This is a genomic window from Actinoplanes ianthinogenes (assembly GCF_018324205.1).
GTDB lineage: Bacteria > Actinomycetota > Actinomycetes > Mycobacteriales > Micromonosporaceae > Actinoplanes > Actinoplanes ianthinogenes.
The window spans coordinates 7,406,076-7,418,859 of sequence record NZ_AP023356.1 but is presented as its reverse complement, the minus strand read 5'-3'; the positions used below and the strand labels follow the sequence as shown (position 1 = coordinate 7,418,859).

Below are 12,784 nucleotides of genomic sequence, written 5' to 3'. Positions count from 1 at the left end.
GTGGAGCCGGGTGCGGCCGATCGGGTCAGGCCGGTCGGTCCGGGAGTGTGAAGATCACCCGGGTTCCGCCACCCTCGTTGTCGTCCACCCGGATCGTGCCACCGTGCCGGTCGACGATCCGCAGGCAGCTGGACAGGCCGATGCCGTGACCGGAAACCTTCGGGCCGTCCAGCCGGGTGAACATGTCGAAGACCCGGTTGCGCTGCTCCGGCGGGATGCCCAGCCCGTTGTCGGCGATGGTGACACCCCAGCAATCACCGTCACGCTCCGCGGTCACCTCGACCCGGGGTGACCGGTCCGGGTGCCGGTATTTGATCGCGTTGGCGATCAGGTTCTGGAGCAGTTGGCGGGCCAGCACCGGATCGCAGGAGACGGAGGGCAGCCGGCCCGGCGCGGTCACCTCGGCGTCCGCCGCCCGGATCTCGGCGCCCAGGTCGTCGACTACGCTGCCGAAGACCTCGCCGAGGTCCGCGGTCACGCACCGCACCGGCGCGCTGCCGGCCCGGGCGTAGCCGAGCAGCGAGCTGATCAGGTCGCGCATCCGGGTGACCGCCCGGGAGGCGGCGTCGACCCAGGCCCGGGGCTGCCCCTCGACCACGTCCTCCAGCAGTTCCAGGTAGCCGCCGACGGCGCCGAGCGGGGCGACCAGGTCGTGGCTGACCGCGCCGGCGAAGTTGGTCAGGTCGGTGTTCGACCGGCGCAGCTCCTCGTTGGCGGCGGCCAGCTCGGACCGGGCCTGCTCGATCACCCGCTGCTGGGCGCGGTCGGTGGTGACGTCGTTCATCGCGACGACCGCGCCGATCGGGGTGCCGTCCGGCGCGATCAGGGCGCGGCCGTTGACGCTGACGTGCAGCGGCTCGGCGTCCCGCCGCCTGATGATCATCTCGGCGTGGCTGACCGTGCCCTCGTGCAGCGCCCGGAGCAGCGGGATCCGGTCGGCGGGCAGCGGGGTGACGCCGTCGGTGTCGAACAGCGCGTAGCGGTCGGAGAAGTCGTGCGGGTCGACCGCCGGGTCGGCGTCCAGGCCGTGCCAGTCCCGGGCGGCCCGGTTGAACAGGGTGAGCCGGCCGGCCTGGTCGCAGGCGACGACGGCAACGTCGATCGTGTCCAGCAGGGTGTCGGTCCAGCGCTGCCGGGCCTCGGTGATCGCGGCCAGCTCCCCGTTGAGGCGGGCCTGTCGGCGGCGCTCGAACAGCGCCACGATCACCTGGGCCAGGTCCTTGAGCCGGGCGACCTGCTCCTCGGTCAGCGTCGCCGGCCGGTCGTGGAAGACACAGAGCGAGCCGAGCGCGTAGCCGTCCGGGGTGACCAGCGGGGCCGAGGCGTAGAACCGGACGTTGGCGTAGATCCCGGTCACCCACGGGTTGAGCCGGTAGGTGGGGTCGAGGCTGGCGTCCGGGAGGTAGGTGAACTCGCCGGTCTCGAACCGGATCGCACACATCGAGTCGGAGCGGGCCGAGTCACCGCCCTCGAAGCCGACCGTGGTGAGCTGGCACTGCCGGTTCTCGTCGATCAGGTTGAGGGTGGCGGTCGGCACGCCGGCCACCGTCGCGGCGACCCGGACCACCGCCTCCAACTCGTCCCCGGCCGGGGAGTCGAGCAGGCGGTACTCGTGCAGCGCGGCCAGCCGCCGCTGCTCCCGCGTGTCCAGACCCGTGACGAGACCCACCTCTCTCCTATCGGCGGTCCGCGGCCGCTCCTGAACGGGCCGCCAGCGCGTCCGCCAGGAGGTCGTCGATCAGGTCGCGCATCTCGGCCACCCGGGCCGAGCCGGCGGCGGCTACGTCGTAGCCGTCGAGCGCCAGCAGCTCCAGGAAACCGCCGACCGCGGCGAGCGGGGCGATCAGGTCATGGCCGACCGCGGCGGCGAAGTTGGTGAGGTCCGCGTTGGAACGTTCCAGCTCGGCGTTGGCCGCGGCGAGCCGCTCCCGGGCCTGCTCGACCAGGCGGCGCCGGGTGCGGTCGGCGGTGATGTCGGACTGGGCCAGTACCGCGCCGACGATCCGGCCGTCGGCGTCGCGCAGCGGGCTGGCGTTGACCCGGACGTGCACCGGTTCGCCGGCCGGGCGGCGGATCATGATCTCCCGGCCGGTGACCACGGCGCCGGTGCGCAGCGCCACCCACAACGGGAGTTCGTCGTCCGGGATCGGGGTGCTGCCGTCCGGTTCGTACAGGCCGAGCTGCTCGGCGATGTCGGACCGCAGCGGATCACCGCTGCGGCCGTGCCACTCCCGGGCCGTCCGGTTCCAGAGCGTCACCTGGTAGTTCTCGTCGCAGGCGATCACCGCCACGTCGACGGTGTCCAGCAGGGTGTCGGTCCACTGCTGCTTGGCCTGCGCGGCGGCGGCCAGCTCGGCGGTGAGCCGGGCCTGCCGGCGCCGTTCGAAGAATGCCACGACGATGCCGGCCAGGTCGCCGAGCTGCGCCTGCTGGGTGGCGGTGAGCTCACGCGGCACGGTGTCCGACACGCACAGCGTGCCCAGCGCGTGCCCCTCCGGGGAGATCAGCGGCGCCGCGGCGTAGAACCGGATCTCGCCGAGCCGCCCGGTGACCCAGGGATTGTCCCGGTACCGGGCGTCGAGCCGGGCGTCCGGGACGTGGGTGACAGCGCCGGACTGGAAGCTGACCGCGCACATCGAGTCGTCCCGGTCGCAGTCGGTGGGCCTCTGGTTGAGCGCCGTCAGCTGGTACTGGCGGCGTTCGTCGATCAGGTTCAGGCTGGCCGACCGCACACCGGCGATCTCCGCGGCGATCCGGAGCACCGCCTGGAGTTCCGCGTCCGGCGGGGTGTCCCGCAGGCGGTACTCGTGCAGCGCCGCAAGCCGCTCCTGTTCCACCCCTTACTGTTCGTCCGTTCCGCCCGGTTACTGAGGGCGTTAAGGTCGGTCGATGGACTTCAAGAAACCGTTCGTCCTTCCGGTCGAAGCCCGCACACCCGAACGCCACGATTTCCTCGATCTCTACCTGCCCGGCGAGATCGCCGGCCCGCGTCCGGCGATCCTCTTCGTGCCGGGCGGGCCGCTGCCCGCCCAGGTGCGGCCCGAGCAGCGCAACTGGCCGATGTTCCAGGCCTACGGTTCGCTCGCGGCAGGCCGCGGGGCGGTGGGCGCGGTGGTCGACCACCGCATGGACAGCCCTGACATGTACGCGGTGGGCGCCGCTCAGGTGGAGGCCGCGCTGGAGAGCCTGCGCTCCGACGACCGGGTGGACGAGAGCCGGCTGGCGCTGTGGTTCTTCTCCGGCGGGAGCCTGCTCGCGGCGGACTGGCTGCGGGAGCCGCCGTCCTGGCTGCGGGCGCTGGCGTTCAGCTATCCGCTGCTGGCGCCGTTCCCGGGATGGCCGGTGGAGCCGCGGTTCGATCCGATCGGAGCGGTGGCGCAGGCCGGGGAGCTGCCGATCGTGCTGACCCGGGTGGGTCAGGAGGACGCCGGGATCGCGGGGACGGTGGAGGCGTTCGTCGAGGCCGCGGGGAAGGCGAACCTGGAGATCGTCGACGTGCCCGGTGGGCATCACTCGTTCGACGTGGTGGATGACACGGAGGAGTCGCGGGCGGCGATCAACCGGGCGGTGGATCTGGTCTTCGCCAGGTTGGTGTGATCGGTGGCTGCCGCCCGGGGTTGTTCCGGGCGGCAGCCTTCCGCTCAGTCTTCGGTCAGGCCGCGTCTTCCGATCAGTCTTTAGTCAGGCCGCGTCTTCCGATCAGTCTTCGGTCAGGCCCGCGTCTTCCGCGCCGTAGTCGCCGCCGGCTTCCTCGTCGGTGAAGTCGCTGTCGTGGAGGTCGGTTACTTCGGCTTCGCCCTGTTCAGCGTCGTTGATGTCGGCGGCACCGTGGTCCGCGTCCCCTCCATCGATGGTCCATCCGCCGGCGTCCCATCCGTCGGCGTCCCATCCGCCGGTGTCCCCTTGGCGGGTACCGGCTTGGCCGGTGCTGCTCTGGTGGGTGCTGCCCTGGCCTGTCCCGCTGTGCCGGGCGCGCGTCGTGTCGGCTTGGTTCTTGTCGCACTTCTTGCCGGCCTGACGTCCCGCACCGGTTTCATCGGCCATGTCGTGCCGGTGATCCGTGCCGGACCGGTCGCTCATATCCGACGTGTCGTCCGTGCCAGGCCGGCTGCTCGTGCCGTGCCGGCCGTTCGTACCGGAGCGGCGGCCGAACACGTCGTCGAAGCCGGGCAGGTCGTCGAAACCCTGGTCCCAGTCGTCGCCGCTCCAGTCGTCGCCGCTCCAGTCGTCCCCGTCGTCGAACGGGAACGAATCCTGGTTGATCCGCGACAGCAGGTGGTCGCGGCGGTGCCAGCGGGCGTAGTCGTCCGAGCGCGGCAGGGCGATCGGCATGCCCGCGTGGGTGAGCAGGTAGATCTGCGAATCCAGGTCACCACGGTCGGTGTCGAAGCAGAGCTTCGAGTTGTCCAGCCAGCCGTTGGTGAGGGTGACGTCGGTGATCCCGCCGTGGAACATGTCGCAGTTCCGGTCGGCGGAGACCGGGGCGTCCAGGTCGCGAACCCAGACCGGACGCTGCCGGGTGGGGCGGTCGACGGTGGCGGGGTGCTTGACCCGGGTGGGTTGGCGGACGGGCCGGGCCTGGTTCGCCGGGCGGTCCACCGGGTCCGGGCGGTCGACGGCGGCCGGGGGCTGCTGGGCCGGAGGGTTGTGGGCGACGATCGGTTCGGCGATGGTGGGCGGCTGCCCGGCGTTCGGCTGGGTGGCGGGCGGCCCCGGCTGATCCGCGGATCCGGGCTGACCTGCCGCAGCGGGTTGGCCGGCGGCGCCGGGTTGGCCGGCGGCAGCGGGTTGCCCGGGCTGAGCGGCTTGGCCGGCTTGACCTTGCTGACCGGGCTGACCTGCCTGGCCTGGCTGGACTGGCCCCGGAACCGTAACGCCAGTGCCAGTGCCAGTGCCGATTGCCGCCGTGCCGCCTCCTGCCGGATTAGCCGCATTTTTCGGCGTATCGGCGGATGATCCGCCGAGCCCCGGACCGCCGACGACCGGACCGACCGGCAGGGCCACGTTCGGGTTGTCGACCACGGCACCGCCGACACCGAGGCCCTTGCGGTTAGCGCCGGGAGTGGCCACCACGGTTCCGCCCGGCCCCAGGGCGCGGTTCTGATTCCCGGTCGTGGACGGGGCGCCGGCGTCCGCCGTACCGATGCCGACGGACCCGGAGCCGGGATCGGCCTGGTCGTTCCCGCTCCCGCTCGCCGTGTCCTGATCCTGCTCGGTGCCGTCCGGCGCCTGGGCGCCGCCGGGCTCGGCCAGGTCGGGCTGCAAGGGTTCCCAGCTCGCGCCGGGCGGCGCCAGCTCACCCGCGAACGGCTTCTCGTCATCGCCGGTGCACCCACCGACGGTCAACAACAATGCCGCACCCAGCGCGGCGCCGATCCGGCGCGAGTACAGGTCGGTGCTCTGCATGCGTGGTCCACTCCCCCTCCGTGGACGCCATGATCAGCATCCGGGCGGGTTCACTATCCACCGTCCAGCCCCGACAGTGCCGGAGTTGGATCTTCGACACACCCGCCCGTGCAGTCCTTCCCACCCACCGAGTGACCAGCCGAAATGCCAAGCATCCCGACTCGTTTACCGGCCGTCAGCCATCACCGGCGCGTGCCGCCGACGACGACCCCGGCGCCCGAGCTCCGGCGTCCCACGGCAAGCAGCGGTCAGCGGTGCCAGCGCAGCGGGCCGGGGTGGATGGTCCACCAGGCCTTGCGCCACCAGGAGCGCCGCTCGCGCAGGGCGGCCGCGTAAGCCAGGGACTGCGCCCCGGCCCGATCCGCCTGACCGGAGTCCGCGGCCCCGGGCGCGAACCCGACCGTGTTCAGCGCGCTCACCAATTCGTCCAGCGGCGGCAGCGGCTCCCCGGCAGCGTCCTTCTCCAGAACGGCAACCGGACTCGCGGACGGCGACGCCGCGGCCGGCGCCGGGGCTGCTCGCCGCAGCAGGCCACCACGGCGCGGCGCGGGCGGCTCCGCCGCGTACGCGGCCATCTCGGTCGCCGACAGGTGATCCGGCACCGGCTGCCCGGCCAGCCGCAACGCGTCGGTGAACTCCAGCCATGCCCCGGTGATCCGCTCGTCCGGACTGCCGTCGTAAAGCCGCCGGCGACGCTGCGCCCGCCGCAACTGCACGACCACGACAGCCCCGAGCCCCAGCACCACCAGCAGCGCTCCGGACGACCCCCCGGCCACCACGCCGGCCGACACACCGTCGTCCACAGTGACCGGTGCGGCCGCCGCCGACACCGACGCCGCCGCGGACGTCGACGGGGTGTTCGTCTCCGGCGGCGTCGTCGGTGGCGTGGACGGTTTCGGGGTGAAGTCCTGCTCGACCGGGGTCGGATCGTCGCTGGTCGGCATCGGGTCGAACGGCACCCAGCCCAGCCCGTCGAAGAGCACCTCCGGCCAGGCGACCGCGTCCCCGCCGGTGACCTGCCCACCACCAGCCGGCGCCTGGAACCCGACGACGACCCGGCTGGGCAGCCCGGTCAGCCGGGCGAGCAGCGCGAACGACGCGGCGAACTGCTCCGACGTGCCCTCCTGGCCGCCCTGGCCGCGCGGGCCGAACAGGAAGTACTGCAAGTTCAGGTAGGCGTGCCCGCTCGGCGCGTCCGGGGTCTCCCGGTAGTGCTCGGCGAGGAACTGCTCGATCGCCACGGCTCGGTCGTAGGAGCCGCCGTTGCCGTCGGCGAGGTGCTCGGCGAGCCGCTCGATGGACTCCGGCACGCCCTTGCCCAGCGCGAGGTAGCGGACCACCGCGTCGCCGGTCGGTGACTGGGCGGTGGGCAGCATGTTCAGGTCGGGCGACTGCACCCGCGAGGTGACCGTGTAGGTCAGGCCGTCGCTCAGTCCCTCCGGCCGGATCAGCGTCCCGGTCGCGGGGTCGAAGGCGACCCGCGCCCCGGACACCTCGGCCGGTGTGGCCACGGCGGGCAGCAGACGCCCGGTCAGCCCGGAGATGGTGAGCTTCTGGCGTACGTCAGAAGTCTCCGCACCGGGCAGCGAATCCTGCGCCGGGAGCACCCGCCCGGCGTTGCGGTAGACGCCGCCGACCTTCCACGTCACGCCGTCGTAGTCGGAGAGCACCGCGAGCCGCACCTTGACGGTCGCCTGCTTGCCGGCCGGCGCGGTCTCCGGCTGGTACGCGAACAGCTGCTGTTTCGGCGCCAGCATCCACCCGGAGATCCGGTTCAGCGGGCTCTCGTCGAGGCTGTCCACCTGCGGCGGCTCGACGTACTGACGGGGGTCGACCGGGTCGGCGCCGACCTGCCCGCTGATCCACGGGCCGACGACCGCCGCCAGCGCGAGCACCGCGACCAGCCCGCCCGCCGCACCCGCCAGCGATCGCGCCCGGATTTTTCCGGACATCTCCGGGCGGTCGGGCTGCCTCGCCGAAACCGCGAGCGCCACGACCACCAGCGCCGCGAACCCGAGGGTCGGCCCCACCGCCGCCCCCGCGTTCGGCCCCACCACGTAGAGCGCGCCGCCGTAGAGCAGCACCGGCGTCAACGATCCCAGCAGCACCCGCCGCGCCCGCACCCCGACCTCGACCGCCGCCAGCCCGGCCAGCCAGGTCGCCACCACTGGAACCACCACGGTGTCCGGGGTGGACTCCACCGGGATCATCGCGGTGAGCAGGCGCGGGATCCCGTTGACCAGCGCCTCCCGGACCATCCCCGGGAACGGCGTGGTCAGCCCGGCGTGCCCGGCCGCGATCTTCAGCGCCACCGCCGTGTACCCGGCGAGCAGCACCGCGGAGACCGGCGCCGCGCTCCACGAGGGCAGCCGCCTGGTCGCCAGCCCGGCCCCGATCGAGCCGAGGGCGGCGCCCGCGACGAGCCGGAACAGCAAGTCGTCGGCGTAGATCCGGCCCAGCACGACCCCGGACAGCGCCAGCATGCCGATCAGCGCGACCGGGACGACGGCCGCGCGGAGAAGCTTCACCATCCGCGTACCCCGTCCCAGGCGGCGGCGAACTCGGACCCGTCCGCGGCCTCGATCACGATCATCCGGTCGCCGGCCACCGGCGCGGCGTCCCGGTCGCCGAACAGTCCGGCGAGCACCACCGGGTACGTCCCGCGCAGCGAGCTGACCGTGCCGAGGTCCGCCCGCCCACCGGGCCCGGTGAGGAAGACCAGGGTGTCGCCGAGCCGCTGCGCCCGCAGCCGCCGCAACGTCGCGTCCAGGTCACCGGGTTGCAGCGTCACCTCGGTGAGCACGTCCAGGTACGGCCCGGTCGCGATCGACGTGACCAGGTGCAACCCGACCGGCAGGTCCTCGCGCACCGCCGCCGCCACGATCGACGCGGCCGCCTCGCACGCCGACTCGAACGCCTCCGGATCCGGATAGGCGGCGTGCCGGTCGTCGAGCAGCACCACGATCGTCGGCTCCGAGGTGTCCAGCTGCTCCCGGACCATCAGCTCGCCCACCTTGGCCGAGCTGCGCCAGTGCACCCGCCGCAGCTCGTCGCCGACCACGTACTCGCGCAACGCGTCGAAGGTGATCGTGCCGTGCGGCACCTTGTCGATCCGGCCGTCCAGGCTGCGCGCCATCCCGGCCGGGGTGGCCCGCAGCAGGTGAATCCGCGGGTGCACCCAGACCTGTGCCACCTCGCCGTACGTCCGGGCCAGCGTGACCAGGCCGAGCGGGTCGCCCCGGGTGACCCGCAGCGGGCCGATCGGGACGATGCCGCGGCGGTTGGTCGGCACCGGGTACTCCACGGTGGTGTCCTTGCCGGGCCGCAGCCGCAGCAGCGGGACCGGAACGCTCGCGCCGCCGCACCGGTCGGTGGCGATCATGCTGGCCGCGCGCAGCCTGCTGGTGTTGCTGACGGTGAGCCGCATCTGGGCCGGCTCGCCGCGGGCCACCCGGTCCGGCTCGGCGATCCGCTGCACGCCCAGCCGTGGCCGCCAGAACGCGAAGACGAGCGCGCACCCGGCCGCGACCACGGCGGCCGCGCCGAGCAGGGCCAGATCCGGGTAGCCGTACGCGAAGCCGGCGGCGAGCAGCGCGACCGCGGCGACCAGCAGGCCGATCCCGCGAGCGGTCACGTGCCGGCCGGCAGCGGAACCGGCACCGCGTTGATGGCGTCGGCGAGCACCTCGGCGGCGGTGACGCCGCGCAGCTGGGCGTCCGGCGAGAGCAGCACGCGGTGCGCGAAGACCGGATCGACCAGGGCTTTCAGGTCCTCGGGCAGGACGTAGCCGCGGCCGTTGATCAGCGCGTAGGCGCACGCGGCACGGGTCAGCGCGATCACGCCACGGGGGCTGACACCGACGCGGACCTGGGGGTGGTTGCGGGTCGCGGCGGCGAGGCGCACGGCGTACGCATAGAGCGGGTCCGCGACATGCACCTGCAAGGCCATCTTGACCATCTCGCCGATGGTGGTGGTGTCGGTGACCGGGTCGAGCGAGTCGGGCGACCGGTTGGCCGCGCCGCGCAGGACCTCGATCTCCACCTGCTCGTCGGGGTAACCGACCGACAGCTTGACCAGGAAGCGGTCCAGCTGCGCCTCGGGCAGGCGGTACGTGCCGTCCATCTCGACCGGGTTCTGCGTGGCGACCACCAGGAACGGCTGCGGCACCGGGTGCGGCGTGCCGTCGACTGTGACCCGGCGCTCCTCCATCACCTCGAGCAGCGCCGACTGCGTTTTCGGCGACGCCCGGTTGATCTCGTCGGCGATGACGATGTTGGCGAACACCGGGCCCGGGTGGAACTCGAACGCCCGGCTGCCCTGGTTGAAGATGGTGACGCCGGAGACGTCCGAGGGCAGCAGGTCCGGGGTGAACTGGATGCGCCGCCACTGCCCGCGGATCGACGCCGCCAGCGCCCGCGCCAGCGTGGTCTTGCCGACCCCGGGAACGTCCTCCAGCAGCACGTGCCCCTGGGCGAACAGCGCGGTCAGGGCCAGCCGGACGACCTCCGGCTTGCCCAGCACGACCGCGCCGATCCGGTCGGCGAGCTGGCCGGCGACCTGGGCGAAGCCGGAGACGTACGACGGTGGCAGCGGCTCGGGTGTCACGGGATCCTCATCAGCAGTTCGGCAGGTATTTCAGGTTGACGTCGTTGTGCCCGCCGTCGATATTCAACCAGGCCAGCGGGATGTAGTTCTTTCCCTCGTAGTCAACCTTGATCCAGGTGGTGCTGCGCTTGCCATTGTTGTAGACGTACGCATACACCTCCTCACCGTTGGCCTTGCAATACGCGTCCAGGTGCCGCCCGTTCGGCACCCAGCCGGCCTGCTGACTGTCGACCTGGCGAGTGACCTTGAAGATCTCGTTGCCGTTGCGGCCGTCGACGTCGGCGTTGCAGTACGTCTTCTGGTCGCCGCTTTCCCCGTTGATGCACGTCGCCGTGCCGCCGAGCAGGGCGGTGGTCTTGCTGGTGCTCTTGGTGACCGACCCGGCCGCGTTCTTCGCCGTCACCTGGAACGTGTAACCGGTCCCGGCCATCAGCTCGCTGACCTCGAGCGACTTGCAGTCACCGGACGAGGAGCCGGCCGACGTCGACACAGTGCACTTGGCCTCGGACGCGCCGCCAGCATCCACACTCAGCGACAGCGACGCCGTGTTGAACGTCGTGTCCACCTTGGTGATCGTCAACGTCGGCGGAGCCAGCGTCCGCGCCGTCGCCATCGCGGGGTCGCTCTCCCCACCCTCGTTGACCGCCACCACCTGGACCGTCACGTTCTCACCGTCGCCGAAACCGGTGATCGTCGCCTTCGTCGCCCCGGTCACGTCAGTCGACTTGTCCCCGGCCTTCACCACGTACTTCGTGATCGCCCGGCCGTTCTCGGCCGGCGCCGACCAGGTCACCTCGATCGCCCCGGCCTTGTCGCCGACCGTGGCGGCGTCGACGTTCTCCGGCGTGCCCGGCTTGGTGAACGGCACGATGCTGTTGCTGACCGCCGACGCCTTCGACCCGGCACCGCGCTCGTTGACGGCGACCACGGTGAACGCGTACTGCTTCCCGTACTCCAACTGGCCCGCCGGGATCGTCAGCGAAGCGTCCTTGGCGTCGCCGATCGGCGACGAGCCGCCCTCGGCGACCGCGGTCACCGTGTACCGCTCGATCGCCAGGCCCTGCCCGTTCGCCGCCGGCCAGGTCACCGACACCGAGCCGTCCGCCTTCGCCTCGGCGACCGGCGTGCCCGGCGGATCCGGCACCTCCGCGGTCGGCTTCACCGGGTTGCTGGTCCGGTCCGGACCGTCGCCCTTCTTATTCACCGCGTGCACCTGGAACTGGTACGTCTCGCCGTTGGTCAGCCCGGTCACCACCAGCGACCGCTGGTCCGCACCGACCTGGAACGTCTTGTTGTCGCCCACCACCACGTACTTCGTGATCGGGGCGCCGTTGTCGGCGGCCGCCTGCCAGGTCACCCGGGCCTCGGCGTTGCCGGCCGCGGCCTTCACGTTGCGCGGCGGGCCGGGCTTGCTGATCAGCGGCTTGTTCGGCTTCTTCTTCTGTTTCGGCGGGGTGGCCGGCGGCGTCTTCACCGGCGGCGGGTCACCGCCGAGCACGTCGTCGGCGTACTTGTCGACCGGCCGGACACCGTGCTGGTTGTCCACCACCTGCGCGATCGGGGAGCCGGGCGCGTTGATGAACAGGTAGTTCTCCCGGACCTCGAGCTCCAGCGAGCCGCCCGGGTTGTCGAAGGTGATCGGCTTCTGCTCCTGGCCGGCCTGGTCGAAGACGTGCACGGTGCCGCCGTCCGCGTCGGCGACGTAGTAGAAGCCCTCCCAGGAGACCGCCGGCTGCAACTCGGACGCGGTCTGACCGGGCGGAACGGTGAATTTCACCTTCAACCCGCCGGCCGGGTCGACGCCGAGCACCTGGCGCGAGTCCGGCACGGTGACCGCGACGGTGGTGCCGTCGGTGTGCTCCGGCAGCGTGCCCGGCCCGGTCAGCGGCAGCGCGGTGCGCGAGGTGGGCGCGCCACTCACCCGGACCAGCTCGTTCGTCGTGCGGTCGAGGACCGCGACGCCGTCGTCCAGAGTGGTCAGCTGGAAGTCGTGGCTGGCGCCGCCGACCGACTCGGTGCGCACCCGCTGCGGCTCGCCGGTGGCGCTGCCACCCTGGCCACCGGTGCCCTCGGACGGTTTCGGCGCCGGGGAGATCGCGGTCACGGTGCCCTCGCTGGGCGCCACGATCCAGAGCCGGCCCTTGCCGTCGAAGGCGCCGCCGGTGATGCCCGGCGGGAAGCTGATCGGCTGCCCGATCGCCTGGAGGCTGGCCGGGTCGACCTGCTGCACCTTGCCCTGCACCGAGTCGACGACGAACGCCGAGTCGTCGTGCAGCGCGACACTCACGCCGACGCCGGGGGCGGTCTGCTGGTTCCAGAACGCCTGGAGGTCGGTGAGGTCCATCGACGCGACCGCGCCGGTGTTGACGTCGCGCAGGATGACGAACCGGTCGCTCTGGCTGACCTCGAGGGTGTGCCCGCGCGCCTGGCCGACGTCGACCCGGGTGTCGATTTTCGCCGTCACGCCGTTGACCCGGGACATCTCGCCCTTGGTCCGGCTCCACACCCAGGAGGCCGCATCGAAGCTGGCCACCGCCTCGTCAGCGGCGCCGAGACCGAGCACCGTCAAGCCGAGACCGGCGGTCAGCGCCAGCACGGTACCGATCGTGACGAGATAACCACGACTGGGTAACCGGCGCTTGCGAGGCTCGATCGGCGCGGCGTCTGCGCTGCTCACTGAGGTTGTCCCCCCGTTCGGCGAAGCTTCGGCGTCAAGGACGCAGGCCATCATAGGGGGATTGCGGCAGGCGTCGATACCCACCGTTCCCGCCTG

General features: G+C 72.2%; 8 protein-coding genes. 1 reads left to right on the top strand and 7 read right to left on the bottom strand.

The features are described from left to right. Window positions 1–25: 25 nt before the first annotated feature. Both Aiant_RS33565 and Aiant_RS33560 read right to left on the bottom strand, forming a co-directional pair. Window positions 26–1,669, bottom strand: a complete 1,644-nt coding sequence (locus tag Aiant_RS33565; protein WP_229830609.1) for a sensor histidine kinase — start codon at window positions 1,667–1,669, stop codon at window positions 26–28. 7 nt (window positions 1,670–1,676) lie between these two features. Further along, window positions 1,677–2,837, bottom strand: a complete 1,161-nt coding sequence (locus Aiant_RS33560) for a GAF domain-containing protein (RefSeq protein WP_189332956.1) — start codon at window positions 2,835–2,837, stop codon at window positions 1,677–1,679. Window positions 2,838–2,889: 52 nt separating this feature from the next. Between Aiant_RS33560 and Aiant_RS33555 the strand changes: the two genes are divergently transcribed. Continuing rightward, window positions 2,890–3,597 (top strand): alpha/beta hydrolase, encoded by a 708-nt coding sequence (locus tag Aiant_RS33555; protein WP_189332955.1) that lies wholly within the window; start codon window positions 2,890–2,892, stop codon window positions 3,595–3,597. Between the two features lie 102 nt (window positions 3,598–3,699). On the opposite strand, the gene Aiant_RS33550 is transcribed toward Aiant_RS33555, so the two are convergent. From Aiant_RS33550 to Aiant_RS33530, 5 genes are all read right to left on the bottom strand, one after another. Continuing rightward, the gene (locus Aiant_RS33550; RefSeq protein ID WP_189332954.1) at window positions 3,700–5,070 is read right to left on the bottom strand and encodes a hypothetical protein; all 1,371 of its coding nucleotides are present in this window, start codon (window positions 5,068–5,070) and stop codon (window positions 3,700–3,702) included. A 584-nt stretch (window positions 5,071–5,654) separates the two neighbouring features. Beyond that, on the bottom strand, window positions 5,655–7,937 hold the full coding sequence (locus Aiant_RS33545) for a transglutaminase TgpA family protein (protein ID WP_189332953.1): 2,283 nt from the start codon (window positions 7,935–7,937) through the stop codon (window positions 5,655–5,657). Further along, the gene (locus Aiant_RS33540) at window positions 7,931–9,040 is read right to left on the bottom strand and encodes a DUF58 domain-containing protein (RefSeq protein WP_189332952.1); all 1,110 of its coding nucleotides are present in this window, start codon (window positions 9,038–9,040) and stop codon (window positions 7,931–7,933) included. Before Aiant_RS33540 ends, Aiant_RS33545 begins: the two co-directional genes overlap by 7 nt. Continuing rightward, window positions 9,037–10,011: an AAA family ATPase gene (locus Aiant_RS33535; protein WP_189332951.1), complete on the bottom strand. Its 975-nt coding sequence runs from the start codon at window positions 10,009–10,011 to the stop codon at window positions 9,037–9,039. The genes Aiant_RS33540 and Aiant_RS33535 overlap by 4 nt, the downstream gene beginning before the upstream one ends. Before the next feature lie 10 nt (window positions 10,012–10,021). Further along, complete coding sequence (locus tag Aiant_RS33530) at window positions 10,022–12,739, bottom strand: fibronectin type III domain-containing protein (protein WP_189332950.1); 2,718 nt, start codon at window positions 12,737–12,739, stop codon at window positions 10,022–10,024. Between the last annotated feature and the right edge of the window lie 45 nt (window positions 12,740–12,784).

What these genes read in the sequence shown, in the direction of transcription:
- Aiant_RS33530 (WP_189332950.1), bottom strand. Translation starts at nt 12,739, where the DNA reads ATGGCCTGCGTCCTTGACGCCGAAGCTTCGCCGAACGGGGGGACAACC.
- Aiant_RS33555 (WP_189332955.1), top strand. Translation starts at nt 2,890, where the DNA reads ATGGACTTCAAGAAACCGTTCGTCCTTCCGGTCGAAGCCCGCACACCC.
- Aiant_RS33545 (WP_189332953.1), bottom strand. Translation starts at nt 7,937, where the DNA reads ATGGTGAAGCTTCTCCGCGCGGCCGTCGTCCCGGTCGCGCTGATCGGC.